The following is a 26,527-nucleotide window of genomic DNA, read 5'->3' on the forward strand; positions in this document are numbered from 1 at the left end:
CGCCAGCAGGCCGAGCGCGGCCGGCGCGGCCCGCTTGCGGGCCGCCTTGATCCTAAAGAGACTGTTTCGGCAGTGGTATCGCCCATCACCCGCCGGATCAGACGTTGCGTGCCAGGTCTAGGCGACGTCTCGCTTACAAGTTCTGGGCGCAACGTCCGCGCCGGTTCGCGTGTGTCTCTGGCCTCGGGCGGCGATCCGCCACTGTCTGGCTGAGTCCCTTCTCGTCCGACGCGGTTGCTGTCGCCGTTGCTGTCGACAGCAACACGGCATCCGCTTCTGCGGCCGGTAGCCTCCGAGCGTGCGATACCTCAGCCGGTCCTTCCTCCTTGGCACACTCCAGCGCAGGAAGGAGGTCGAGCAGTTTCTCGGACCCATCACGCTGAAGGGCATTGAAGGCATCCGCTGGGTCGTGATCTGGCCATGGCAAGACGGCTACAACCTGTCAGTCCATGACGTGCAGGACCTGGACGACGAGAATTCTCGCGACCTGTCGGTGCTCCCGCCGCTTGATCCAGAAGGCGAGGACGAGCCCGGACCTGGCCGCGTCGTCGGGCATGTGCAGGACCCAGCCGAAGCGGTGGAGCTAGCAGAGCGTACGACCGGGGCGTCACCGCACCGTTGGGTCAACCACGGGGTTGCCGGAGAGGACTACGCGGACTTCGTCCGAGCCAAGAACTCCTGACTCAGACGTTGAAGCGGAACCTAGACGGCCTTTCGCCTGGCCTGCGGCGGCCTGGTCGACGCGCTGGTCACGCTCGCTCCAGGGCTCAGGTCGTTGATGGCTGGTTGCCGACGTTTCACGCTGTCTTGTGCCCCCTGTGTGTCCCGAGCGGATCCGACGTAGCTCGCCGCTTCCGGCGTTAGGACACACGGCTTAGCAAGGGAGTAGCGCTCAGCCAGCGAGTCCTACTTCTACCAGGATGTGCATGCACTGACTCGCTGACGGTGCGCTTGATCATTCCGCGCATGTTCCGGATCTTGCGGATCTTGCGGATCAGGCTGTCACCATCCCGCCTCGGGCAATGCAGTGTGTTCACCTTGACACCGCAAGCTAGGCAGACGATATGACGAAGCGTGAAGCCGCAGGGCAACTCACTGCCCGGACCGCCATCGAGGTTGGCACTGTTGGCCTCGGCCTGGCAGTGGCCGGCCCCGTGGGCGCCCTCGGGGCCGCCCTCCTCAAGCCGGCACTTGAGCTTGCAACCGTTCGAGACCGTCGCGGACTCCGTAACGTCGAGCGGCTTGTCGAGGCCGTCACCGAGTCCGCCGGCCTCTCCGCCGACGAGTTTGAGGAATGGGCCAAGAGCAAAGACGGTCGACTGATGTTGACTACGGGGGCGATTCAAGCCGCATACAGCACGATGTACGAGCACAAGGTCAACGCACTCGCTGTCGTACTGACGGAAAATCTCCGAGATGACGCCCATCTTGATCTAGGCGTCTTGGTCGTCGCGGCGTTGGCAGATCTTGAAGCTGCTCATGTCCGAGTGCTGGACGCCGTGGTGAATGGTCCGCTTCCCCCTCGGCCCGAAGGTATGACCGATGAGCCGGGGGTCGCACTTCAGTCGCAACTTGGGGAGCAGTTCCCGCACCTTGCTGCTGGGGTCGTGCCAATCATGGCCACGCTCGTGCGTCACGGCATAGCGGACAACCGAGTCGCTCGCGATGACGGCAACGCCGCATGGGCGGTCACACCCTTCGGCCGTTATTGCTTGGAGTACCTCCTGGGCTGCAAGTCGGGGAGTTGAGGCGGAACTTAAACCTGCCCTCGCGTGACCTGCGGCAGGCTGGTCACGTCCCGTCTTGAGCTCGGCCAGCCGGACCGGTCGCGGTCGCGCGGATATCGCCGGCTCGCTGCACGGATCGACCTAGCTGTCGACTGTAGAATCGGCGGCGAGTCGACATCCACCTCCGAGTGACCGGGAGCAGCGTGGACGCAAGCCCGCGGCACGTCGCCCAGCCAAGGCAGACGCCGGACAACGACACCGGCCGAGTGACCGAGCTGCAGGCGAGCAATGCGATGACGCCCGAGCAGAATACAGCGGACTTCTTGCACCTGACGATCGTGGGACTAGGAAGCCTCCCCGCCGAGACCACCAGAGCCCTTGCCGATGTTCTTGCGAAGCGAGGATCTGAGTTGATTGAGGAAGCACGACGACTTGAAGCTGACACTGCCGGCGGCTCGGCTGTCCCGATGATCACTCCCAGCCTTATCAGTCACTTGGACATCTGGCAGCGTCGAGGCTATATCAGACCCAAAAAACCAAAGAGCTTAATAGCGTGGACGACGCTAACATTGCTTGCAACTTTTGTTGGAGGACATTTCGTTAACAACATCACGAAACCGTGGGGCGCGATCGGTTTTGTGGTTTGTGCGTCGGTAGCGCTGTTGAGTCACACTAAGGGGTCGGAGTCATGAGTGATCTGTCTCAAGTTGACCCTAGCGCCGCACGAGTCGGCCCCGAAGCTGCAATTTACCTGCGGCGGCTGCTCGAAGATTGGCGCACCAGCATCGTTGCACACGCCCTTCAGGAACAGGCTGCGCGAGGCATTACAGATTCCGAAATAACTGTCAGCGACATCGAGACGGCCGCGACAAAGTTGCGCTACGCCACTTGGGATAGCCATCACCATATTCACCAGTCGGAGAGAAGGGCCAGCCGCACAGACTTGCTCGTGACCATCGGTGCTTCCGCAATGCTGGTGACCGGCGTCGCTCTTGTGCTGCTGACCTCTTTGCGGCACCGCTTCGACGTTACCGCCCCTTACAATATCGCTATCGTTATTGGCTTCCTGGGAACCCTCCTCTCTGCCGTAGGCGTTTATTTCGAGAGGCGGGCCCGCAAGCATGCCGGGCTCGTCAACGTACTCGAAGCCCGACTGAATCAAATCGAGCTAGTAAGGAATTGGGCGTTGCTCGAAAAGGCGATGCGCTCAATCGGCACAGGTGACGTTGAGGGTGTCGATCGCCTGCCACTTAAACTGGTAATCGAGCGGTATGCAGAAGCAGCCCAATTGTCGGATAATGACTTACTCGACATCCGAGTCGGATTGCATGCGCGGAATCGGATAGCCCACGAAGGAGGTTTGGATTTGAGCGCTGAGGCATTGGCAGACCTGGAAAGAAAGATTTCCCGGCAGCTTACGAAGGCCCGCAAGGTCCTGCAAGCAATGCCGTCAGACACGATAGTGGAAAGATAACATGTTAGCTGAGGCTGAGTGCAATCCAATGGGCCTGTTAAATGTAGACCTGAGACCACTTGGACCTCACGCAACCAACGCAGCTCGATGGCCTGCGCAGTCACGCACTGGTGCCTGCCAATCAGTCCGCCGCAGCCATCAAGGTCAGGCAGCTAAACCTCCGGCGGCCATCCCGTCTGCCGCCGACCCGCCCTCTTGGGGAGCGGGCCGCCGCCCGGCCTGCCACGTCAAGACGGCCTTGACGCACGTTCGGACGTTGGCGGGCCGGTGGTGGTCTGCTCGGCTCGCCCGGGTCGTCGGCTGGCGGGATGGCCCTGCGCAACCACCCACGGACCGCGACCCGCCGACGGCCCCCCGGCCATCTCGGAGTCGTTGCGCCCCCGCCGGAGGCGCGGTAACCGCGACCGATCCGCCGCCGCGACCCGCCGCGCAGACCCGGCGGGCCCTTCCCTGCGCCGCCTCGATCGGGCGCGGCGCGGCCGGCTGCCGGCCCACGAACCTCAGCGACCCTCGGCGCTACCGTCAGCGGCGGCCCCTTGGGCTTCCCGCTCTCCGCGCCAGCCGACGGGCGATGGCGTGGCTGGCCCCGACCGGCTAAGGGAGGGGTCAGACGCGCGCCCAGGCGGCGGCGCGTGCGGCCCGTTCAGGGCCGCCTTGAAGACGTACAGAAAGTCAGCGCGGTCGGTGCTAACCGCACGCTTTGTGGAGTCGTTCGACCGCGACAAAGATCTGCTGCTCAGGGCCAGGCCGGCTCGGTCGCCACTCAGCAAGTAGGGGTCGGACGGCATCGACCAGCCCGGAGAGTTCCTGGTCAGTTGCCGGCTCGGGCAGTGCGTCAAGCGCCGCCACTGCGACCACGGTCGCCTGATACCGGTAAGCGTTCGTCGGTGTGTCTTGCCAGCCGGGCGAGTGGCGCCACTCCTGCACACGCTGGTACACCTCGGCTGCGGCGGCTCGGATGACGGCCGCTCGTTGGCGAGGTGTGAGTTCGATGCGGGCGTGAGGGCGGTCGGCGGGTTCCTGCGGCGGCGTGTCGGCGTCGCGAATGGCGGCGATCGTACCGGCACCATGATCGGAGCTGCTCGCGAGCTTGCTGAGCTACGACAGCGGTCAGCCGGCGGTGTCGCTCCACTCCGGTGCGAGGATCGAGTAGAGCTGGGAGTCGCGCCAGGCATCGTTGGTGAAGACGTGATCGCGCAGACGGCCTTCGTATTGCATACCCAACCGCTTGGCTACGCCGATGGAGGGAGGCGCTCCCGGAAAGGGACGACCCCCGTCGGGGGGAGACGGGGGTCGTCGTAGGTTCGGCTCCGGGGGGGTCGAGCCGAACCACTCAGCGGTCACGGGGGGTGCAACCGCTGAGGGTCTGCCTGTTTCGAGGATGTGAAAGCTCGTCGTACGGACAAGTCTGCCTGAGCGGGCCCGTCACGTCGAGTGGTGCTGCCTCCACTCACTGCGAAAATCTCCTCGCAGAGTGTGAGCGTGATCACGCGGAGCGGAGAGCCCGCTGGTCTGAGGGGTGGCATGACCCCGGGCACCCGCCGACGATAGACCATCCGGCTAGACTTTCGCGCCGTGGGCCGAAGTGCCGCTTTCTTCGATCTGGACAAGACCGTCATCGCCAAGTCGAGCGCCCTGGCGTTCGGTCGGCCGTTCTACCGGGATGGGCTGATCACCCGGCGTGACGTGGTCAAGTCGGCGTACGCGCAGCTGATGTTCCGGCTGGGCGGCACCGACGAGCAGACCATGGCCCGAACACGGGACTACCTGGCTGCGCTCTGCAAGGGCTGGCAGGTGGAGCAGGTCCGCCAGATCGTCGCGGAGACGCTGCACGAGCTGATCAACCCCTACGTGTACGCCGAAGCCGCCGCCCTGATCGTGGAGCACCAGGCGGCCGGGCGGGACGTGGTGCTGGTGTCGGCGTCGGGCGAGGAGATGGTCCGGCCGATCGGCGAGTTGCTCGGGGTGACCGACGTGATCGCCACCCGGATGACGGTGCGGGACGGCCGGTACAGCGGCGAGGTCGAGTTCTACGCGGCCGGCCCGAGCAAGGTCGAGGCGGTCAGCGAGTTGGCCGCAGCCCGGGACTACGACCTGGCTGACTCGTACGCCTACTCCGACTCGTACAGCGATCGCCCTTTGCTGGAGTGCGTGGGCCACCCGAGCGTGGTCAACCCGGACCGGCAGCTGCGCAAACTGGCCTCGGAGAACGCGTGGCCGGTGCTGGAGTTCCGGCACCCGATCCCGCTGGGCCGGCGGCTGCGGGAACGTCCCGCGGTCCCGGTGGCCGCGGCGGCCCTCGGAGTCGGGGTGGGTGTGGCCATCGGCATCGCCTGGTACGGCCGGCACCGCCGCACCCGAGCCGCCACCACCGCCTGATCCCACCCGCCCGCTCAGGCGGCGGCGAGGATCTCGTCTCCGATGGCGGTGAGCTGGTCGGCGCCGACCTCGACGGCGGCCATGTAGTGGCGTAGCCAGGAGCGCAGCCCGTCCGGGGTGCCGGTGGCGAAGGCACCGGCCGCGCCGACGTACTCGGGCTCCCGCTCGCGGTGCCCGACGTCGACGGGGAGCAGGCCGCGCGGGTCGAGGCCGCTGGCGAGCAGCACCAGCCGGGCGGCCCCGCGGGCCACCACGCCGGACGGCCCGGCGAACGGGCGCAGGTTCAACAACTCCCCGTGTACGACTGCGGCGAGCACCAGCGGGGAGACCTTCGTGCCGCCGGCGACGAGGCCGGCCAGCCCGTCCAGTCGGGTGGCCACCACCGGGTCCGGGACCGGGCGGCCCAGCTCGGCCTCCGACACCAGGTCCCGGGCGGCGAGCACGTGCAGTTTCGCGAGCGCCTGGCGGGGCGCCTTCGGCCACAGCTCACTCAGGCCCGGTAGCGCTCCGGCGACCCGCAGCGCTCCCTGGAGCACCGGGTCGGTGACGGTGCCGGCCCGGACCGCCTCACGCTCGTGCCCGGCCCCTTCGAGGGCCGCGCTGGCGACCGCGGAGCGGAGGCTGACCTCGGCGGCGACCTGTCCACCCTGCCGGCGCAGCGCCCGGTGCCCGAGTGCCTGGTCGAACCGCTCGCGGGCCTGCTCGACGGCGGCGGCGATGTCGGCGAGCGCGAGCAGCGGGGCGAGCGGGTCGGTGGTCACCCCGCCACGCTAACCACCCCACCCGACGCGGCGGGCCGCACCCGCCCGCAACGCGACCCGGACCACCCGCCCGGCGCGGCACCTCCCGGGCCCCCGCACGCCGACACGGCCCGTGTCGATCAAGGCCATCCGCGCGGGGACGGGCCGTCGGGCGCGCGGCGGGGGCCACTCGGCGCGACGCAGTGGGCAGCCGTGGCCGGTCGCAGGCCCCGCGACTACCCTCGTGCCATCGAGACCCAGGTCACCCCGAGGATGAGGAGTCACGGCATGAGCGAGGCATTGGCCAATCTGCTGAACGAGACGCGCCAGTTCCCCCCGCCGGCCGAACTCGCCGCGCACGCCAACGTCACCGTCGACGCGTACGCCGAGGCTGAGGCCGACCGGCTGGCCTTCTGGGCGAAGCAGGCCGATCGGCTGGCCTGGTCGAAGAAGTGGGATGAGGTGCTCGACTGGTCGAACCCGCCGTTCGCGAAGTGGTTCGTGGGTGGGCAGCTCAACGTCGCGTACAACTGCCTGGACCGGCACGTCGAGGCGGGCCGGGGCGACAAGGTGGCGATCCACTGGGAGGGCGAGCCGGGCGACACCCGCACCATCACGTACGCGGACCTGCACGAGCTGACCTGCCGGGCGGCGAACGCGCTCACCGACCTGGGGGTCACCGCCGGCGACCGGGTGGCGATCTACCTGCCGATGATCCCGGAGGCGGCGGTGGCCATGTTGGCGTGCGCCCGGATCGGCGCCGCGCACAGTGTGGTCTTCGGTGGCTTCTCCGCCGACTCGCTGAGCAACCGGATCCAGGACGCCAGCGCCAAGGTGGTGATCACCGCGGATGGTGGTTACCGGCGGGGCAAGCCGTCGGCGTTGAAGCCCATTGTGGACGAGGCGGTGGCGAACTCCCCGTCGGTGGAGCACGTGCTCGTGGTCCGCCGCACCGGCGAGGACGTGGCGTGGTCGGAGAAGGACCACTGGTGGCACGAGACGGTGGAGACCGCGTCGGCCGAGCACACAGCGCAGCCGTTCGACGCCGAGCACCCGCTGTTCATCCTGTACACCAGCGGCACCACTGCCCGCCCGAAGGGCATCCTGCACACGACCGGCGGCTACCTCACCCAGGCGTCGTACACGACGCACGCGGTGTTCGACCTGAAGCCGGAGACGGACGTCTACTGGTGCACCGCCGACATCGGCTGGGTCACCGGGCACTCCTACATCGTGTACGGCCCGCTCTCCAACGGCGCCACCCAGGTGATGTACGAGGGCACCCCGGACACGCCGCACAAGGGCCGGTTCTGGGAGATCATCGACAAGTACGGGGTGAGCATCCTGTACACCGCCCCCACCCTGATCCGGACGATGATGAAGTGGGGCGACGACATCCCGGCCGGTTTCGACCTGTCCTCGCTGCGCCTGCTGGGCAGCGTCGGCGAGCCGATCAACCCGGAAGCCTGGATGTGGTACCGGGAGCACATCGGCCGGGGCGAGCTGCCGGTGGTGGACACCTGGTGGCAGACCGAGACGGGCGCCATCATGATCTCGCCGTTGCCGGGGGTGACCGCGGCCAAGCCGGGTTCGGCGATGACGCCGCTGCCGGGCATCGTGGCCGACGTGGTGGACGACCAGGGCCAGTCGGTGCCGAACGGTGGTGGTGGCTACCTGGTGCTGCGTGAGCCGTGGCCGTCGATGCTGCGCACCATCTGGGGTGACGACGACCGGTTCATCGACACGTACTGGTCGCGTTTCCAGGGCATGTACTTCGCCGGCGACGGTGCGAAGAAGGACGACGACGGGCACATCTGGCTGCTCGGCCGGGTGGACGACGTGATGCTGGTGTCCGGGCACAACATCTCGACGACCGAGGTCGAGTCGGCGCTGGTGTCGCACCCGTCGGTGGCCGAGGCGGCGGTGGTCGGCGCGACCGATCCGACCACCGGTCAGGCGATCGTCGCGTTCGCCATTCCGCGGGGCAGCACGGACATCGCCGGTGAGGCGGGCGAGCAGCTCATCGCCGACCTGCGCAACCACGTGTCGAAGACGCTCGGCCCGATCGCCAAGCCGCGGCAGATCATGCTGGTGGCGGAGCTGCCGAAGACCCGCTCCGGCAAGATCATGCGCCGGTTGCTGCGGGACGTTGCGGAGAACCGGTCGCTGGGCGACGTGACCACGTTGCAGGACTCCTCGGTGATGGACCTGATCTCCTCGGGGATGAGCGGTACGAAGTCCGACGAGGACTGACGGTAGGCGTACCCATTGGAGGGTGGCGGTCCGTGCGGACCGCCACCCTCCGTCATGTCTTACGGGTTCGGTTCGCGCCGCAACGCCGGTGTCACATCGGTCGGTCGGGGGAGTCGGGGAAAGCTGAACGGGCACAGGCATAGATCACCTCTGTCCTTTCGGCCGGTTGTGCTTTAGGTTCACGCAGGTTGGAAGAGTTCGACACACATCACATCGATGGTCGGCCACGCCAACGTCCTCCTCCCCATGCCCGAGAAACGGAGCGGCATGAACCACAAACCGCAGTCCAGGGCGCGTCGACGACTACTCGTCGCGCTGCCCGCCATCGCCCTCGCGGCCACGTCACTGACCGTGAGTGGCAGCGCGGCGGCCCAGTCGCCGTCCGGCACCCCCCAGGCGGTGATCGGGGCCGACGAGCACTACATCAACTACGCCGAGCCCGAGGTGCAGCCGGACACCACCGGCCGTGAGGTGAAGGGCAAGGGTGGCATCTACACCCCTGCCGCGGAGTCCGCGCGCGCGTTCGACCAGAAGCACGCCCGGGGCAACCCGGTGACCGCTCGGCAGCTGGCCAAGGACGAGGCCAAGTCGCTGAAGACCGGCCAGAACCCCCGCAAGTTCAAGAAGGCGCCGACCACCCAGACGGCGAAGCTGCTGACGCTGCTGGTGGAGTTCAACGACAAGGCCAACGACGACTTCACCGGCGTGATGGTCCCCAAGACCGTGTTCGAGGACCGCACCTGCGTCCCCGGCACCGTGCAGAACGGCCCGAAGCACAACAAGATCCCGGACCCGGCGCGACTGCCCCACGAGGACAACAACTCGATGTGGGTGCCGAACTTCTCGCCGCAGCACTACAACAAGATGCTCTACAGCAAGAAGGGCATCACCGAGCGGGTCCGCACGGACCTGAAGGGCCCGGACGGCAAGAAGGGCATCGACCTGTCCGGTCGCACCATGCACAACATGTACCTGGAGATGTCGAAGAACGCGTACACGGTGGACGGGCAGGCCAGCCCGTGGATCACCGTGCCGCACTCGGAGGGCTGGTACGCGGCCAACCGCTGCTTCCAGGACGAGACTGGCGCGTGGGTTCCCGGCCGTGAGCAGTCGATGAACGGCCACCCGGACAACCCGGCCGGCGCGGGTCGCCTCGCGACCGACGCTATCGACGCGCTCGTCGCGAAGGACCCGAACTTCCCGTGGGCCGACTACGACATCGAGGACCAGGCCGACCGCGACGGTGACGGCAACGTCTTCGAGCCGGACGGTGTGATCGACCACCTCGTGCTGGTGCACGCCGGCCAGGGCAAGTCCCGCGGCGGCGGCGCCGAGGGCGTGTACGCCGTGTGGGCGCACTCCTCCACTGTTGCCGGTGGCTACACCATCCCGGGCACGAACCTGAAGGCGTCGAACTACATCGTGCAGCCGGAGGACGCCGGTGTCGGTGTGTTCGCGCACGAGTTCGGCCACGACCTGGGCCTGCCGGACCTGTACGACACGTCCGGCAACGCCGACTCCGACGTGGACTTCTGGGACCTCATGGCCTCGGGCTCACACTCGGGTGAGATCTTCCAGGCGCTGCCGACGCACATGGGCATCTGGGACAAGTGGGTGCTCGGTTGGGCCGACCCGCTGACCATCCGCCCCGGGTCGAACCCGCGCGAGGTGAAGCTCGGCCAGACGTCACGCACCCCGATCGACTCCGAGGACGGCATCAAGGTCGACCTGCCGGAAAAGGTGACGACGCTGGCCACCCCGCACAGCGGCACCAAGATGTGGCACAGCAACAACGACCAGGAGTGGGCCGACGTCAAGCTCAGCCGCTCGGTCGACGTGCCGGCGGCCGCCGACTCGAAGTTCTGGATGTGGAACAACTACATCATCGAGGAGGACTGGGACTACGGCTTCGTCGAGCTCTCCACCGACGGCGGTACGACCTGGACCGAGCAGAAGGTGTACGACGAGGGCGGCACGGTGGTCACCACGCCGGACGGCTACCCAGACCCGAACGGCCGCATGAACGACTTCGGCGGCAAGAAGTACGGCCTGACCGGCAGCACCGACGGCTGGCGGCACGACTACGTCGACCTGTCGGCGTACGCGGGGACGACGGTCCAGGTGCGGCTGCGGCTGGCCACCGACGAGGCGTTCGAGGAGCGCAACTGGTTCGTCGACGACTTCTCGGTCACCGGCGGTGGCGCCACCACCTGGAGTGACGACGTCGAGGGTGGCGACAACGGCTGGACGGCCACCGGCGGCACCTTCGTCGACACCAGCGGTGGGGGCTGGAAGGTCTCCAGCGGCACCGAGGTGCACGCCCAGTACTACCTGGCGGAGTGGCGCAACTTCGACGGCTTCGACAAGGGCCTGAAGTACGCCTACGACACCATCTACTCGCACGAGGCGTGGAAGGTCGACCGGATCTCCTACAACGCCCCGGGCATGCTGGTCTGGTACCGGGACACCGCGCTCGGCGACGTCAACCACGTCACGGGGCAGATGACCGCGCTGCCCAGCTACGGCGCGAAGGGCGGGTTGCTCATCGTCGACTCGCACTTCGACCCGTTGCGGCGCACCGGTGAGGCGGCCGTGAAGGACCCGTCGGTGACGGACAACCTGCCGAGCCGCCCGCAGTCCTCGAACGCGGCCTTCACGTTGCAGCGGACGTACCCGTTCACCGAGTGCCTGGAGGCGGCGGACGAGCCGTACAGCTCGTACTGCACGAAGTTCAAGGGGCTGGCGCCGGTGAAGGCGTTCACCGACGCCAAGGGCTGGTACCCGGGCATCGAGATGCGCGATGGCGCTCCCTACGCCCGGGACAACGACGCGTCGGTGGTCCTGCCGTCGCGTAACAACGCGCCGTACACCACCCGGGTCACCAACCCGGACGGCAGCCCGGCGCCGGAGTTCTACGGCACGACCCTGGGCGGTGGCGCGATCGTGCTGGGCACCGGTAACCCGGGCGACCAGGGCGTGAACTACGGCGTGTCGCTGACGATCAAGAAGGCTGCCGGGGACAACTCGTCGGCCATGATCTACGTGACTCCGGCGAAGAAGTAACGGTTTCACGGTTGGACAACTGACGGTGGGGCCGGTGGCGGAGACGCTGCCGGCCCCACTGTCGTATGTGCGATCAGATTGATCGAAAAATGTCGTTGTATACGTTCGCGTCACGACACGTGCTGGTCAGCGCGGCTGATGAACCGGCGGGGTGTGACGGTGAAAAGCATTCCCAACAAAATCTTGCAACAAATCGACGCGTTCGTCTTCCCACCCGTCCCGCCAGTAACTATGTTCACCAATGGTCCCACTAGTGGGATCGATCTCCCACCGGCCCGTACCCCCGTTGGGCCGGTTCCCTCAAACCGGAGGTACCACGTGCGCAAAGTCGCAGTGGGTCTGCTCGGGCTCTCACTGACGGCGACAGGCCTGGCTTTCGGCCCGTCCGCCTCGGCGGCGCCTCAGCCCAAACTGCCGGCCGCAGCACCGGCCGCTGCCGAACCACAGGCGCTGAAGGATGAACTCCCCGACAAGCTCGAGGAGAAGCGCCGCGCACTGCGTGAGCAGGGGCTCAGCGACGTGCTGAGCGGTCGGAGCAAGCCGATCGAGCGCAACGGAAGCACCGTCGTCAAGGTCGGCCAGGTCGGCAAGGCGGCCGGAACGGGCGCCAACGCCCGCACCACCGCTGGCGCGAAGCAAACCAAGGACCAGTACGTCGAGCTCAAGCGCGAGCGGACCGACAAGATCTTCGTGATCCTGGCCGAGTTCGGTGACGAGCGGCACCCGTCCTACCCGGACAAGGACATGAACCCGGACATCGCCGGACCGGCGACGTTCGAGGGTCCGCTGCACAACAAGATCCCCGAGCCCAACCGGGCCGTGGACAACTCCACCATCTGGCAGCCGGACTTCAGCCCGGAGCACTTCCGCCAGATCTACTTCGGCACCAACCCGGGCGACGAGTCGCTCAAGCAGTACTACGAGGCACAGTCCTCTGGTCGCTACACCGTCGACGGTGAGGTGACCGACTGGGTCAAGGTCCGGTACAACGAGGCCCGCTACGGTCGCTCCGACGACCCGATTCCGGACCCCGCTCCCGGCCAGCCGGCGGACCCGCGGGACGACCCGGCCGTCTGCGGCGACAACGTCTGCTCGAACACCTGGGCGCTGATCCGCGACGCCGCCAACCAGTGGGTCGCCGACCAGAAGGCCAAGGGCCGGACGGACGCGCAGATCGCCACCGAGATGAAGTCCTTCGACCAGTGGGACCGATTCGACTTCGACGGTGACGGCGACTTCAACGAGTCGGACGGCTACATCGACCACTTCCAGATCGTCCACTCCGGCGGCGACCAGGCCGACGGTGACCCGCAGCAGGGTGAGGACGCAATCTGGAGCCACCGCTGGTCGGCGTACAACAGCTCGCCCGTCGGCCCGCCGAGCTTCCCGATCGGCGGCACCCAGATCGGCAACACCGGCGTCTGGATCCGCGACTACACGATCCAGCCGGAAAACGGCGGCCGCAGCGTCTTCTACCACGAGTACGGCCACGACCTGGGCCTGCCGGACGACTACGGCCCGGCGGACAACAACAACGAGCACTGGACCCTGATGGCCCAGAGCCGGCTCGGCGCCAAGAACGACGTCGGCATCGGCGACCGGGGCGGCGACCTCGGCGCGTGGAACAAGCTCCAGCTCGGTTGGCTCGACTACGAGGTGATCGTGGCGGGGCAGAAGCGCTCGCTGGAGCTCGGCCCGCAGGAGTACAACTCCGACAAGGCACAGGCCGCAGTTGTCGTGCTGCCGCAGCGGGAGTACACGTTCAACTACGGCGCGCCGTTCGAGGGCGCCAAGCAGTACTTCTCCGGTAACGAGGACGACCTCGACAGCAAGATGACGAGGACGTTCGACCTCACCGGCAAGTCCGCGGCGGCACTGTCGCTCAAGGGCAAGTACAGCATCGAGGCCGGTTACGACTACCTCTACTTCGAGGCGTCCACGGACGGCGGCAAGACCTGGACCGACCTGGACGGCACCGTCAACGGCACGCCGATCGGCGTCGACGGCGCCGGCCGCCCGGCCCTCGCCGGCACCAGCAACGGCGCCTGGACTGACATCAACATCCCGCTGACCTCGGTCGCCGGCAAGGTGGCGCAGGTCCGCCTGCACTACGTCACCGACGGTGGCGTCTCCGAGGGCGGCTTCTTCGGTGACGCGATCACCGTGACCGCCGACGGTCAGACCGTGTTCAGCGACGGCGCCGAGACCGACGCCGGCTGGGCGCTGGAGAAGTTCCAGGTGGTCGGGGCGACCTACACCCGACTGTTCGACAACTTCTACATCGCCGGCAACCGGTCGTACGTCTCGTACGACAAGTACCTGAAGACCGGCCCGTACTTCTTCGGCTACGCGAACACCCGCCCGGACTGGGTGGACCACTACGCGTACCAGGAGGGCCTGCTCATCTCGTACTGGAACACCCGCTTCTCCGACAACAACACCGCCCCGGTGTCGGCGTCCAACCCGGGTGGTCACCCGGGTGAGGGTCGCAACCTGTACATCGACGCGCACCCGCGCCCGATCTACAACCTGACCGGGGCTCCGTGGCGGGCCCGAGTCCAGGTGTACGACGCACCGTTCAGCCTGAACAAGGCCGACTCGTTCACCCTGCACCTCAACAGCCAGCCGCAGTACATCCGTGGCCAGGCCGCTGAGCCGCTGTTCGACGACACCAAGAAGTACTTCTACGAGGAGCTGCCGAACCACGGCGTCAAGCTCCCCGCGGCCGGTGTCAAGATCAAGGTTCTGGAGCAGGACGGCACCTCGATGAAGATCCGGGTCAGCTGACCACTGATCCCGCACCAACCAGCGACGCCCGGGCAGGTCACCTGCCCGGGCGTCGCCCTTTGTCCCGCCCTTGTGCCGCTGGCCCCGCCCGTCGGCCCCTGGTCCCGGTCCGGGGCAACCCGGGGCTTTCCCCTGTCCAACGCGACCACCAGGGTCGCCTGCGGCAACCGGGTCCTAGGCTGTCTGCCATGACCGACCAGCGCGGCGGGGCCGTCGACGAGTCCTGTGTCCTCACCGAGGGGCCGTGGACGCACCGTTTCGTCGGCGCCAACGGCAGCCGGTTCCACGTGGTCGAGGCCGGCACCGGGCCGATGGTGCTCTTCCTGCACGGCTTCCCCGAGCACTGGTGGGCCTGGCACCAGATGCTGCCGGCGATCGCCGACGCCGGCTTCCGGGCGGTCGCCGTCGACCTGCGCGGCTACGGCGCCAGCGACAAACCACCACGGGGGTACGACGGCTACACCCTCGCCGCCGACATCGCCGGGCTGATCCGCGCGCTCGGTGAACGATCCACGACGATCGTCGGCAGCGGCCTCGGTGGCATGGTCGCCTGGACGGTGGCCTCGTTCCACCCGTCCCTGGTCCGCCGCCTCGTCGTGCTGGGGGCACCGCACCCGCTGCGACTGCGCGCCGCCATCTTCGCCGACCCGCGCGGGCAGTTCACCGCCTCCACTCCGGCGCTGAAGTTCCAGCTACCCCGCTACGAGCACGTGCTGACCCGCGACGGCGCGGCGGCCGTCGGCGAGATCATGCGCCGCTGGGGCGGCCCACAGTGGGTGGCCGGGCCGGACTTCGAGGCGTACGCCGAGCGGTGCCGGGAGGCGATGTGCATCCCGCAGGCCGCGTTCTGCGCGCTGGAGGGTTACCGCTGGGCGTTCCGCTCGCTGCTGCGGCTGCACGGCTACCGGTTCGTCCGCCTGATGCAGAAGCCGCTCTCCACCCCGACCCTGCAACTGCACGGCGCCCTGGACACCGCCTCCCTGCCCCGCACCGCGCTGGGTTCCGGCCGCTACGTCGTCGCCCCGTACGAGTGGCGACTACTCGACGGGGTGGGGCACTTCCCGCACCTGGAGGCACCGGAGCTGGTGCTCGGCGAAATCCTGCGGTGGGCGAAGACCTGACCGGTCAGACCCGCTGCTCCCGCAGGTCGGTGACCTCGGCGGCCGGTGCCCAACCCTGGTAGACACCGAAGTCGAAGACCTCCAGCCGCATCGCCTCGGCCACCGGCCAGCGACCACCTGTGTACTCCACTCGCAGCCAGGCGTCGTGCTCGCCGAGCACGATGAACGGCTGCCCCTGCCACGTGCAGGTGGTCCGCACGTACGCCAGATCCTCGATCTCGCTCGCCGGCAGCACCCGGACGTGGCGGCCCGCGCGGATTTCCTCGAAGCCCTCGCCCGGCTCGGGCTGATAGAGGCGGATGTCGTCGCCGTCCGGGCTGGCCTGGTATTCCCGGCCCTGCCAGCGGGCCACGTAACCGTCGCGCATCACGCCTCCCCGACCCGTCGCCAGGTGACCGAGTCGGTGTCCAGTGCCGCGACCACCCGCTCGCTGCCGTCCGCGCCGATGCGCCAGAGTTGGGCGCCGTGCGGCAGGCGTGCGCTGTCCACCTTGAACTCGGCAACCACGTCGCTGCTCTCGCCCGGGGCGAAGCCGTTGCCCCGGAACGGCGGGCGTTCGATGACCCAGCCCTCCATGGCCCGCATCGCCGGCTCGTTCTGACCGCCGTAGGGGATGCGGTAGAGGCTCGGCCGGTGCGCCGGCCAGCGCAGCACGTAGATCTCCTCGGCGTCCGCAGCGAACGGCGAGCCGGGGTAGCTGAGGCCCAGCGCCTCGTGCAGCTGGGTCGGCGTGGTCAGGTGGGACAGCTCACCGGCCCGGTGCACGAACCCGGACACCCGGTCGTACCCACGATCCAGGTAGTACGCGAGCTGGCTGGGCGCGATCGCCTTCTGCATGACCGTCGGCCGGGTCGGGTCGACGGCCGCCGGGGCGTACCGGGGGCGGGCGGCGGGTTCGGCCACGGCCGGCGCTTCCACCTGATCCACTTCCAGGTCGTCCCCGAGCCCCACCTCGGCGGCCCAGTTGGCCAACGCGACGATCTGCTCGCCAGGCAACTTGGCGCCGACGGGCGTGCCCGGGTTGACGGCGAAGGACCAGTCCTCGTCGGGCCAGCGCCGGATCAGTTGGGCGAACTTCACCCGGACCGTGTCGACGTCCCCCTCGACATGGTCGGCGAGGCGCTCCGCCGACGTGTAGACCACCACGTACGTCTCGCCGTCGAGCTGCCCGGTACGCCAGATGAAACCGGGATCCCCGGGGCGGCTTCCCCGCACCGAGTCCGGTGCCGCCGGCAGTAACACCCGGGCCAGCAGCAGGGTGGACAGGAACGTGTCGGTGCTGCCGGAGCCTGCGGCGTTGAGCAGATCCTCCTCGACCGTGTTGGCCGGCTCGAACTCGACCGGCGCCGGCTCGTCGGCCGGCGGGTGCGGAACGTCACCCACGATCATGCTCTCGCCGCCGACCTGGTCCGTACCGGCCGGGCCGGCCGACGAACCAGCGCTGTCGCCACGGTCGTTCCTGAGCGGGGCGTCGACGTGGTCGTCAACAATCGGATCACCCAGGCCACCGCCACCCACTGCCGGAGTCACCGGATGCGGGACGGACGGGCTCGGAGCGGGCTGACCGGGGCTGAACGACGCGGGCCCGGATGGGTTGGGGCCGAAGGACGCGGGCCCGGATGGGTTGGGGCCGAAGGACGACGAACCGAACAGGCCCGGACCGGGGGGCGCCGAGCCGAACGGCGGCGGGGCGGCCTCGGCGGAGCTGGGCCGCCGGGGCGCCTCGACCGGCGCGCTGCTCTCGACCGGGTCGGTGAGGTCGCGGGATTCGATGATGGTGCCCTCGATGACGATGGGCGTGAAGCCGCGGCGCGGCGCGGGCGGCCCGGAGACCGGTTCCGCGACGGACACCGGCAGGTCCTCCGCCGGCTCGAACCGGCCCAGCCGGTCCTGCGGAATCGCCTGCGTCTCCTCCGCCGATGGCCGCCCAGGCGCACCGGCCAGGGGAGGTTCACCGGTCATCCGGAACGCGCGGGTGGGCTCCTCGGCCAGCGGGTTGTGCCGGCGCGGCGGCAGCGGCTGGGTGATCTCCTCGCCGAATGGCGGCGCGCCCACCCCACGGGACGCGCCCAAGCCGCCCTCCGGCCGCCGTATCGGCTGGGTGGCTGCCGGGTCCGCCGCCATCGGAAAGGCCCGCGTCGCGGTCTCGTCGACCGGCGCGTCGGCTGGGCGGCGGCGAGGGAAGGGCTGGCTGCCTCGCCCGAACCGGGTCGGCGGGGCCGCCCGGTCACCGGAGCGTCCCCCGCTCGGGGCCGGGTCGCGGGCCGGGCTGGGGTCGAAGAAGGAGCGCCGAGGTGCGGCCTGGGGGCCACCGTTGCCGTTACCCGGGGCCGGGCCGTCGACGTCGCCCGGCCGGGTCGCTGCCGGCCAGCCCTCGCTCGGCCCGGGTTGATCGGTGGTGGGGCCGGCGGTCGCCAACGGGGTGAACCGGGACGGCCGACCGGTGCGGGACAGGGCCCCGTTGGCCGGCGCGGGCCGGGGCGGCTCGGTGGGGTGCCGCTGACCGGCGGCGGGCAGGCCCTCCTCACCGGGTCGGCGCGGCGGCTCGGCAGGGGCGGGTGGCCGGGGCGCCGGACCCGGCACCGGCAGGGCACCCACCCGAGGGGCCGCGCTCCGCGCGGGCCTGCGGGGTGCGAGCGGAGCAGTCTCGGGCCCGGACGAGGCCGCCCCGGTCGCCGGAGGCGATCCAGCGGCTGGCGCGGCGTCCCGCTGTGGCGCGCCGGGCCGGGTGCGGGCCAACGTCTCGGCCCGCTCAAGTCGAGCGCGGGCACCCATGGCACGGCCGGGCAGCCGCACGTCGCCTCGGGACAGCTGCGACACGAACCAGGCCGGCAGGTAACCCTCGACCGGCAGACCTGGATTGACGGCGAGCCACCACTCGTGGTTGGGCCAGCTGGCCGCGAGATCGGCGAAGGGGACGCGTCGGTTGCTGCCGGCGTGATCGCCGAGGCAGGCCCGCAGGGCGGCGGCAGAGGTGAAGGCCAGGACGTGGGTCCGGCCGCCGGTGGTCCAGGTGCCCCATCCGGCGGGTGGCTGGCCGGGCTGCGTCGGCGCGGAGACCGGCAGCAGCACATCGGTGCGGGACAGGAGCCGAAAATAGAGCTCCTGGTCGTTGGCGCGCAGCGCGTCGCGCATCGCCACCTCGGCCTCCGTGGCCGGCTCCCATGCGGTCACGGCCACCTCCCCTTCCGAGAACAGGCCACAGGTATCGCGTACAACCTACAAGGTGGTACCAAGATCACAATGGCTGGCCGGCGGCGGCCTGCCAGGGCGGGGAGGAGGCGATAACATCCCGTTCCGGAGCCGATACGATACGGAGGGTGTCGATGTCCCGATCGATCACGCGCCCGGTCCTCGCAGGTCTGGCCGCCAGCCTGTTGACCGTACCGGCCCTTCCGACCGTCGCCGCCACCGCCGGGCTCCGGGCGGCACCGGCCTGCGCGACCCCGCTCGCCCCCGTCCGGCCGGTCGCGGCCAGGCCCTGGCCACAGCAACGGTACGACCCGGCGCGGCTCGCGCCGCTGGCCACCGGCGCCGGGGTGACCGTAGCGGTGGTCGACTCCGGGGTGGACCGGGTGCACCCGCAACTGGCTGGGCGGGTGCTGGCCGGCGCCGACCTGCTCGACCCCGGCGGGGACGGTGGTCGGGACTGCGCCGGGCACGGCACCGGTGTGGCGAGCATCATCGCCGCGGCACCCCGCCCCGACGTCGCCTTCCGCGGTCTGGCGCCGGGTGCCCGAATCCTGCCGGTGCGGGTGAGTGAGCAGCAGGTGGTGCAGGGGCGGGAGTCGGGGCGTACGGTCAGCGCCGACGAGTTCGCCCGGGGCATCCGGTGGGCCGTCGACCATGACGCCGACGTGGTGAACCTGTCCGTGGTGCTGTACGCGGACGACCCGGAGGTCCGCTCGGCCGTGCGGTACGCGGTCGACCGGGACGTGGTGCTGGTGGCCGCCGCCGGAAACCTGCACGACAGCGGGGACCCCCGACCGTTCCCCGCCGGCTACGACGGGGTGCTCGGCGTGGGCGCGATCGGGGCGGACGGCGGGCGGGCGACGTTCTCGCAGACCGGCTCGTACGTCGACCTGGTGGCGCCGGGCAGTGAGGTGCTGACCGCCGCACCCGGTGCCGGCCACCACCGGGTCGAGGGCACCAGTTACGCGGCACCCTTCGTGGCCGCCACCGCCGCGTTGCTGCGGGAGTACCGCCCGGAGCTGAGCGCCGCGCAGGTGGCGGAGCGGATCATCGCCACCGCCGATCCAGCTCCGGGCGCGGGCCGGGGCGGCGGGTACGGCGCCGGGGTGTTGAACCCCTACCGGGCGGTCACCGAGACCAGCGGCGGCCGTGCGGCCGGTGCGCGGCCGGTCGCCGCGCTCGCCGACGATCGGGCCGACCCGGCGCAGCTCGCCCGCCACGCCCGCCGGGCCGCCGCACGGGACCGAGCCCTGCTGGTCGGCGCGGTGGCCGGCATCACGGCGGTCACCGTGGCGCTGCTCGCCCTGGTGGTGCCCCGGGGCGCCCGTCGACGCTGGCGCCCGGCCGGCCCGGCCTGAGCCCGCCCACACACGATCTGAGCCCGCCCACACACGGCCTGAGCCCGCCCACACACGGCCTGAGCCTGTCCGCACACGGCCTGAGCCTGCCCGCGCGCCGCCCTGGCCGCCGACCGGCTGCGGGCGGGGCGCTGGCCCGGACACGGTCAGCGCTCCCGGCCCACATCGCTCACTGGAACAGCCCGGTGTTCTTCTTTTCGGTGTCCAGGTAGTCGGTGGCGGAGTCGTTCACCGCCAACCTGATGTCGCGCAGCATCCCCTGGAGGTCCTGCGAGGCCGAGCGCCACTTCGTCTGCCGCTGCTCGTAGGCCTGCCGCGCCTCGCCCGTCCAGGTCGCCACCAGCGGGGCGGCGTCGCGTTCGAGTTGGCCGAGTTGCGCGTCGAGGGTGTTCAACGCCTTCTGAATGTCAGCGCCGGCCTGCTGCAGCGCGGCGAAGTTGACGACAAGCACACCATGGTCCATCGGATTCCCTCCCCAGCGGGATCAGAGCGGCAGCTGGATGCCGCCGCGGTTGGTGCCGGCCACCCGGCCGGCCACCTCGTCGTCGGACGCGTGGTACTGCCGACCTGCGGTGCGGATCGCACCGGCGGTCTCGCGCAGCGCGCGGTGCAGCGCCGCCTGGTCCTGTGACCACTGCTGCTTGACCTGCTCGAACGACCGGCCACCAGCGCCACGCCAGGCCTGCTGCAACACCTCCAGCTCGGCCAACAGGCCGGTCAGCATGGACTGCAACGACTGGTCCACCTGCTCGAACTTCGCGGCGGTCTGCTGCATCACCGCTGCTTCTGCCTTGGTTTGGGACATCCGGACGTCACCTCGTCTCTCGGATCGCACCTGGCCGTCGACGCGCCCACAGTGGGCGGCGCGTCGTCGCTTGGCCCGGTCGGCGAGCACTGAGACACGGGTCAGCGAAGGACTTCGTGGCTGACGGTAGCGACCTCGTAGCCGTTCTGCTACCCCACCGGCTTCCCCTGTGGACAACCGAGGCGGCCATCGGTCGCTTACGATGTGCCGCAGCCACGTCGCGGCGCGTGACGGGCCGCCGGAGGGCGGCCGGCCGTCCGACCCGGTCCCCACTGGTCGAGGAGGCACGGTGCCGGCGATCACCACCGGAGGGCCGCACCCGCCGACCCCGATCGGGTCCGAGGCAGGTGCCTCCCCACCTGTGGGCGGGCCCGGCCGACCCACCGACAGTGGCCCGCTGTCCGCCGATCAGCGCACCCCTCGTCGCCGGTCGCCGGTGGCCCGATGGGTCGCGCTCGGCCGTCGGGTGGGCGCCGGAACGCGAGCCGGCCAACTGGTCACCGCACAGGTCGCGGCGGCGCTCGTGCTCGTCGCCCTCGGCCGACCCGCACCGGTGGTCGCGGCAGCCGTACTGGTGGCCGTGCTGCTGGTGGCCGCCGCCTGGCTGCCCGTCCAAGGGCGGTGGCTCTTCGAGTGGCTGGGCACCGCCATCGGGCACCTCACCCGCCGGCGGGCGTTGACCGGGCCGGCCGACGCGGCCGAACTGCTCGACCTGGTCGCCCCGGGCACCGTGGTCCGCTCGACCGAGTTGACCGGCGGGCCGGCAGCCGTCCTGGAGGACACCACCGGCATGGTCGTGCTCCTGGAGCTGGGCGACCCCGGCGACCTGCTGGGCGACGTGTCCCAGGCGATCCCCGCCCCGGCCGCGTTGCTTCCCCCGACCGGGCCGGACCAGCCCCCGCTGCTGGTTCAACTGCTGCTCGCCGGTGCACCGGCGCCGGTACCGAGCGCCGGTGGCACTGTCGGCACGTCGTACCGGCAGCTCACCGACGGACGGCTCGCCGGGCGCGAACGGGCGGTGGTGGCGGTCCGGGTGCTGCGGGTGAACGGTTGGTCCGAGGAGGACCTGCGCCGGGTTCTCGCCGGCACGGTCCGCCGGATCGTCCGCCGGCTCGGGCCGCTGGCCGCACGGCCGCTCGGGGTGCCGGCGGCGCTGCGCGTCCTGGGCGAGCTGGCCCACCACGACGGCGAACAGGTCCGCGAGTCCTGGCCGACGATCCGGTCCGGCACCCTGGTCCAGGCCACCTTCCGACTGGTCCACTGGCCCGACGCGGGCGCTGCGGCTGGACGCCGGCTGGTGCCCCGCCTGCTCGCGCTGCCGGCGACGGCCACGACGGTGTCGATCTGCTCAGGCCCGTCGCCGACGATGTCGACGTCGTCGGGTCCACCGGCGGCCGGCGGAGTGCCGACCGAGCTGACCGTACGCCTGGCCGCCGCGACGGCGGCCGAGTTGGCGGCGGCCACCGAGGCACTGGTCCGCCTGGTGACCGACCTGGGCGGAAAGCTGCGACGGCTCGACGGCGCCCACCTGAGCGGGCTGGCCGCCACGCTGCCGTTGGCGCTGACGGCGCCCCTGGCGCAGCCCCGCCCACCGGTGCCCGGGGCGCGACCCGGCCCAACGGTGGACGACTGGGAGCTGTCCCTGGGCGACGCGGGAATGATGGTCGGCACCAACCGGCACGGCAGAGCCGTCACCGTGCGACTGTTCCGGCCGGAGAGCACCCGCGTGCTGCTGGTCGGCGGGGTACGGGCAGCCCAGCTGGTGGCCCTGCGCGCCCTGGCACTCGGTGCCCTGGTGGTGGTGCAGACCGCCCGGCCACGCGCCTGGGAGCCGTTCATCCGAGGGGTTGGCGCGCCGGGCGGCACGATCCCGTTGCTCCCGCCCGGCCGGGCGGTCGCCGACGGGGTGGGCACCGCGCTGCGCCCGTTGCTCCTGATCGTCGACGCCGTGGCGGCGGAGGCCGCGCCGGGCCCACCGTGGCGGGCCACACTGGTGGTACGCGACGAGCTGACCCCGGCTGATGTGGACGCGTTGAGCCGCGCCGACCTGGCGTTGCTCCAGCCGCTGACCTCGACCGAGGCCACCCTGGCCGGCGCAGCCCTGGGGCTGGGCGGCTCGGCCGAGTGGCTGACCCGGATCCGGGAGGACATGGTGGCCGTGGTCAACCGGCGGGCGCTGCGCTGGGCACTGCTCTCCCCCACTCCGATCGAGGCGCAACTGATCGGGCCACCGACGCGCGGCTGAAACCACCGGGGCGGCCGGCTGCCGGGTTACGCCCGTGCGATGTCCGTGGCACGATCCCCGCCATGGGTTTTCTGAAAGGTCTGCTGATTCGGCTGGCCAGCACAGCTCTGGCTTTCTGGCTGGCCACGCTCCTCATTCCGGGCATCTCCCTGGATTCGAACTCGGCCACCGAGACGGTGACCACGCTGCTCCTGGTGGCGGTGATCTTCGGTGTGGTCAACGCGGTTCTCCAGCCGATCATCAAGACCGTCGGCTGTGGCTTCTACCTGCTGACCCTGGGTCTCATCGCCCTGGTGGTGAACGGGCTGCTCTTCCTGTTCACGAGCTGGATCGCGGACCAGGCCGGGCTGCCGTTCTCGGTGGACGGTTTCTGGCCGGCGGCCGTGCTCGGCGCTCTCTTCGTGAGCATCGTGACCTGGATCCTCGGCGCCGTCCTCGACCGGGACTGACCGGCGACCAGCCAGCACCGACCCGGCTCGCCGGGGCTCCGACCTCGGCCGGGGCTCCGGCGGGCCGATGACCAGAGTTCGGGAATTGGCCGGCCGGAGGTCCCTCCTCGACGGTTAGCGTCGCGGCATGTTCTCGCTGACCTACCCCGACGGCCACCTGCTCAGCACCGATCCGGCGCGGATCGATCTGGACCTGGTGCACCACTGGCTGTCCACCGACGCGTACTGGGCGCTCGGACGAGACCGGGAGACCACCGAGCGGGCGTTCGCCGGCTCGCTGCCGTTCGGCATCTACCGGCCGGAGGACGGCCGCCAGGTGGCGGTGGCCCGGGTCGTCACGGACCGCGCCACCTTCGCCTGGCTCTGCGACGTGTACGTCGACCGGGCCGCCCGGGGTCGCGGGCTGGGCGGGTGGCTGGCCGGTGCGGTCCGCGACCACCTGGCCGAGCTGGGCGTACGCCGGATCCTGCTCTGCACCAGCGACGCGCACCAGGTGTACGAGCGGGTGGGCTTCACCCCGCTGGACGTGCCGCAACGCTGGATGCAGCTCGACCGGCGATCCCCGGTGACCCCGATCACCGGAAAGGAACAAAGCAGTAGTACGCCCCTTACGGTGGAGGCGTGACGCCACTCCGTCTGGGATACCTCTACGGCCTCGGCGCGTACCTGCTCTGGGGTTTCTTTCCGCTCTACCTGAAGATGCTGCGGCCCGCCGGCCCGCTGGAGATCCTGGCCCACCGGATCGTCTGGTCGGTGATCTTCGTGGCCCTGCTGCTGGGGGCGCTGCGCAACGTCGGCTTCCTGCGGGCGCTGCTGCGCCGCCCCTGGGCGGTGGCGGGGATCGTCGCCGCCGCCGCGCTGATCGCTGTCAACTGGGGCACCTACATCTACGGGGTCAACTCCGACCGGGTGGTGGAGACCGCGCTCGGCTACTTCATCAACCCGCTGGTAGTGGTGCTGCTCGGGGTGACGGTGCTGCGGGAGCGGCTACGCCCGGCGCAGTGGGTGGCGCTGGGGATCGGCGCGTCGGCGGTAGCGGTGCTCGCCGTGGACTACGGCCGGCTGCCCTGGCTGGCGTTGACCCTGGCGTTCAGCTTCGCCGGCTACGGCCTGGTCAAGAAGCGGCTCGGGCTGCCGGCGGCGGAGGGGCTCTTCGTCGAGTCGGCGGTGCTGGCGTTGCCGGCGCTGGGCTACCTGGTCTGGCTGACGGCGAGAGCCGACCTGACCTTCGGGCATGTCTCGGCCGGGCACACCGCGCTGCTGGTGCTGGCCGGCGCGGCCACGGCGATCCCGCTGCTGTTGTTCGCCGGGGCGGCCAACCGCCTGCCCCTGAGCAGCCTCGGCATGGTCCAGTACCTGGCGCCGATCCTTCAGCTCGGCTGCGGGGTGCTGATCTTCCACGAGCCGATGCCGCCGGCCCGGCTGGCCGGCTTCGCGCTGGTCTGGCTGGCCCTGATCGTCTTCACCGCCGACGCCGTCCGGACCTCCCGCCGCACCCGCACCCGCACCCGCACCCAACCCCCAGCCACGGTCGATCAAGGAGTTGTGGTGCCCGTCCAGCACTAGTTCGGGCGATTCATCCCCCACCACAACTCCTTGATCGACGCGGACGGGCCTGGGCCGGGGCGGGGCGGGGGCGGGGTTGGGCGGGTTAGGGGACGGCGTAGGTGAGCAGGGGGGTTCCGTCGGCTTTTTGTAGCTCCACGCTGACCAGCTCGGCGTCGGTGAACCTCGTCGCGCCGGTGAAGCTGAGGTCGTCGCCGGGGGCCGCCAGCCAGGAGCCGATCTGCTCGGTGGCGCCATTCGGACCACGCGCCACCAGCCGGAACGGGTACGCCTTGCCGTAGCTCGTCCGTGCGTCGTACCCGCAACGCATCTTCACCTCGGTGCCCCACTTGGTGCCGGTGAGCCCGAGGTCGGCGTGCACCGGCCCGGCGGCGGCCACCGGTCGCATGGCCACCATCGACACCTGCGGGGCCGGCTTGCCCTGCGGCACGGACCTGTCGACAGGTCGTGGCAGCGCCACTGCGGTGCCCACACCGACCACCAGGGCCAGCCCGGCGGCGGCCAGTGTGGTCAGTGCGGTCCGTCGCCGGTCCGCGGCGCGTTCCCGACGACGGCGCTGGCGGGCCTCGTCGAGCAGCGCGGGCACCCGGGGCGGGGCCGGCGGCGGCAGGATCTGCTCCAACCCCGCCGGGTCGAGGCGCCCGAGCAGCCCGGGCAGGACAGCGATCTCGGCGACTGCCTCCCGACACGAGGCGCAGCTGCCGAGGTGCCGCTCGTAGGCCGCCCGTTCGGCGGGGGCCAGGGCGCCCAGCACGTACGCGCCGTCGTCGTACGCGAACTCGCACCGGGTCATCCCGTCACCCCCATCTCGGCCAGGACCAACCGTAGAGACCGCAGCGCGTAGTGGGTGCGGGATTTCACGGTCCCTGGCGGTACGCCCAGGCGGGACGCCGCCTCGGCCACCGACCGCCCCTGGTAGAAGCACTCGACCAGCACTTCCCGGTGGGTCGGGCTGAGCCGGTTCAGCGCCTCGGCGACGGTCCACGCCTCCACCGCCCGTTCGGCCTCGTCGATCACCTCGGGCGGTTCGGGCAGATCGTCGGTGAACACCTCGCCGACCCGGGTGGATCGCCGCCGCCAGGCGTCGATGGCCAGGTTGCGGGCGGTGGTGAACAGCCAGGACCGCACCGATCCGCGCCTCGGGTCGAGTGACTCCGGATGTCGCCAGGCCCGCAGCAGCGTCTCCTGCACCAGGTCCTCGGCCCGCTGCCGGTCCCCGTTGACCAGCCGCAGGGCATGGGCGTACAGCGCCTCCGCGTGCTCGTCGTGCAACGCGCGCAGCAGTTGGGCGTCGTGGTCGCTGATGGCGGTCTCCTCGCTTCCGGCGCGCGTCCGGCGGTGCGTTCGCTCGGGAATACGTGCTGTCAC

21 protein-coding genes and 1 pseudogene are annotated in these 26,527 nt (G+C 70.2%); 14 read left to right on the top strand and 8 right to left on the bottom strand.

All coding sequences use genetic code 11. The annotated features are described in order from the left end of the window. Positions 1–298: 298 nt before the first annotated feature. The 4 genes from ABZS40_RS18500 (at position 299) to ABZS40_RS18515 (ending at position 3,201) form a co-directional block, all read left to right on the top strand. Complete coding sequence (locus ABZS40_RS18500) at positions 299–682, top strand: hypothetical protein (RefSeq protein ID WP_354944427.1); 384 nt, start codon at positions 299–301, stop codon at positions 680–682. Between the two features lie 382 nt (positions 683–1,064). Beyond that, positions 1,065–1,748: a hypothetical protein gene (locus ABZS40_RS18505; protein ID WP_354944428.1), complete on the top strand. Its 684-nt coding sequence runs from the start codon at positions 1,065–1,067 to the stop codon at positions 1,746–1,748. Positions 1,749–1,993: 245 nt separating this feature from the next. Then, positions 1,994–2,419 (top strand): hypothetical protein, encoded by a 426-nt coding sequence (locus ABZS40_RS18510; RefSeq protein WP_354944429.1) that lies wholly within the window; start codon positions 1,994–1,996, stop codon positions 2,417–2,419. Then, positions 2,416–3,201, top strand: coding sequence for a hypothetical protein (locus ABZS40_RS18515; RefSeq protein ID WP_354944430.1), 786 nt, complete (start codon positions 2,416–2,418; stop codon positions 3,199–3,201). The genes ABZS40_RS18510 and ABZS40_RS18515 overlap by 4 nt, the downstream gene beginning before the upstream one ends. Before the next feature lie 1,110 nt (positions 3,202–4,311). Here ABZS40_RS18515 and ABZS40_RS18520 read toward each other — a convergent pair. Further along, positions 4,312–4,446 (bottom strand): annotated as a pseudogene (locus tag ABZS40_RS18520) (GNAT family protein); the annotation flags it as partial. A 330-nt stretch (positions 4,447–4,776) separates the two neighbouring features. Between ABZS40_RS18520 and ABZS40_RS18525 the strand changes: the two are divergent. Beyond that, positions 4,777–5,580 (top strand): HAD-IB family hydrolase, encoded by an 804-nt coding sequence (locus ABZS40_RS18525; RefSeq protein WP_354944431.1) that lies wholly within the window; start codon positions 4,777–4,779, stop codon positions 5,578–5,580. Between the two features lie 14 nt (positions 5,581–5,594). Here ABZS40_RS18525 and ABZS40_RS18530 read toward each other — a convergent pair whose 3' ends face one another. Next, positions 5,595–6,341 carry an oxidoreductase gene (locus tag ABZS40_RS18530; RefSeq protein ID WP_354944432.1) on the bottom strand — a complete coding sequence of 249 codons (747 nt, stop codon included), beginning with the start codon at positions 6,339–6,341 and terminating at the stop codon, positions 5,595–5,597. A gap of 267 nt (positions 6,342–6,608) precedes the next feature. On the opposite strand from ABZS40_RS18530, the gene acs reads away from it, so the two are divergent. From acs to ABZS40_RS18550, 4 genes are all read left to right on the top strand, one after another. Beyond that, complete coding sequence (gene acs, locus ABZS40_RS18535) at positions 6,609–8,573, top strand: acetate--CoA ligase (RefSeq protein WP_354944433.1); 1,965 nt, start codon at positions 6,609–6,611, stop codon at positions 8,571–8,573. Positions 8,574–8,840: 267 nt separating this feature from the next. Continuing rightward, positions 8,841–11,636, top strand: a complete 2,796-nt coding sequence (locus ABZS40_RS18540) for an immune inhibitor A domain-containing protein (RefSeq protein ID WP_354944434.1) — start codon at positions 8,841–8,843, stop codon at positions 11,634–11,636. Positions 11,637–11,969: 333 nt separating this feature from the next. Beyond that, positions 11,970–14,423, top strand: coding sequence for an immune inhibitor A domain-containing protein (locus ABZS40_RS18545; RefSeq protein WP_354944466.1), 2,454 nt, complete (start codon positions 11,970–11,972; stop codon positions 14,421–14,423). 188 nt (positions 14,424–14,611) lie between these two features. Further along, positions 14,612–15,544 (top strand): alpha/beta hydrolase, encoded by a 933-nt coding sequence (locus ABZS40_RS18550; protein WP_354944435.1) that lies wholly within the window; start codon positions 14,612–14,614, stop codon positions 15,542–15,544. A 4-nt stretch (positions 15,545–15,548) separates the two neighbouring features. On the opposite strand, the gene ABZS40_RS18555 is transcribed toward ABZS40_RS18550, so the two are convergent. Both ABZS40_RS18555 and ABZS40_RS18560 read right to left on the bottom strand, forming a co-directional pair. Then, entirely contained in the window at positions 15,549–15,914 is a 366-nt protein-coding gene (locus ABZS40_RS18555; protein ID WP_354944436.1) for a hypothetical protein, read from the bottom strand. Further along, on the bottom strand, positions 15,911–18,718 hold the full coding sequence (locus ABZS40_RS18560; protein ID WP_354944437.1) for an SseB family protein: 2,808 nt from the start codon (positions 18,716–18,718) through the stop codon (positions 15,911–15,913). The genes ABZS40_RS18555 and ABZS40_RS18560 overlap by 4 nt, the downstream gene beginning before the upstream one ends. A gap of 152 nt (positions 18,719–18,870) precedes the next feature. Here ABZS40_RS18560 and mycP point away from each other — a divergent pair, with 152 nt between their 5' ends. After that, on the top strand, positions 18,871–20,094 hold the full coding sequence (gene mycP, locus ABZS40_RS18565) for a type VII secretion-associated serine protease mycosin (RefSeq protein ID WP_354944438.1): 1,224 nt from the start codon (positions 18,871–18,873) through the stop codon (positions 20,092–20,094). Between the two features lie 169 nt (positions 20,095–20,263). Here mycP and ABZS40_RS18570 read toward each other — a convergent pair whose 3' ends face one another. Both ABZS40_RS18570 and ABZS40_RS18575 read right to left on the bottom strand, forming a co-directional pair. Then, the gene (locus tag ABZS40_RS18570) at positions 20,264–20,557 is read right to left on the bottom strand and encodes a WXG100 family type VII secretion target (RefSeq protein WP_354944439.1); all 294 of its coding nucleotides are present in this window, start codon (positions 20,555–20,557) and stop codon (positions 20,264–20,266) included. Positions 20,558–20,578: 21 nt separating this feature from the next. Next, positions 20,579–20,899 (bottom strand): WXG100 family type VII secretion target, encoded by a 321-nt coding sequence (locus ABZS40_RS18575; RefSeq protein ID WP_354944440.1) that lies wholly within the window; start codon positions 20,897–20,899, stop codon positions 20,579–20,581. A 202-nt stretch (positions 20,900–21,101) separates the two neighbouring features. Between ABZS40_RS18575 and eccE the strand changes: the two genes are divergently transcribed. The 4 genes from eccE (at position 21,102) to rarD (ending at position 25,159) form a co-directional block, all read left to right on the top strand. Beyond that, positions 21,102–23,144: a type VII secretion protein EccE gene (gene eccE / locus ABZS40_RS18580; protein ID WP_354944441.1), complete on the top strand. Its 2,043-nt coding sequence runs from the start codon at positions 21,102–21,104 to the stop codon at positions 23,142–23,144. A 62-nt stretch (positions 23,145–23,206) separates the two neighbouring features. Next, positions 23,207–23,593, top strand: a complete 387-nt coding sequence (locus ABZS40_RS18585) for a phage holin family protein (protein WP_238679880.1) — start codon at positions 23,207–23,209, stop codon at positions 23,591–23,593. A gap of 127 nt (positions 23,594–23,720) precedes the next feature. Further along, entirely contained in the window at positions 23,721–24,218 is a 498-nt protein-coding gene (locus tag ABZS40_RS18590) for a GNAT family N-acetyltransferase (RefSeq protein WP_354944442.1), read from the top strand. Beyond that, positions 24,215–25,159 (top strand): EamA family transporter RarD, encoded by a 945-nt coding sequence (rarD, locus tag ABZS40_RS18595; protein ID WP_354944443.1) that lies wholly within the window; start codon positions 24,215–24,217, stop codon positions 25,157–25,159. Before ABZS40_RS18590 ends, rarD begins: the two co-directional genes overlap by 4 nt. An 85-nt stretch (positions 25,160–25,244) precedes the next feature. On the opposite strand, the gene ABZS40_RS18600 is transcribed toward rarD, so the two are convergent. Both ABZS40_RS18600 and ABZS40_RS18605 read right to left on the bottom strand, forming a co-directional pair. After that, positions 25,245–25,952: a zf-HC2 domain-containing protein gene (locus tag ABZS40_RS18600; RefSeq protein ID WP_354944444.1), complete on the bottom strand. Its 708-nt coding sequence runs from the start codon at positions 25,950–25,952 to the stop codon at positions 25,245–25,247. After that, a complete protein-coding gene (locus ABZS40_RS18605; protein WP_051708644.1) occupies positions 25,949–26,464 on the bottom strand; it encodes a sigma-70 family RNA polymerase sigma factor in 516 nt (171 codons plus the stop codon). The genes ABZS40_RS18600 and ABZS40_RS18605 overlap by 4 nt, the downstream gene beginning before the upstream one ends. Between the last annotated feature and the right edge of the window lie 63 nt (positions 26,465–26,527).

It is taken from the genome of Micromonospora sp. NPDC005324 (assembly GCF_040607155.1).
Lineage (GTDB): Bacteria > Actinomycetota > Actinomycetes > Mycobacteriales > Micromonosporaceae > Micromonospora > Micromonospora trifolii.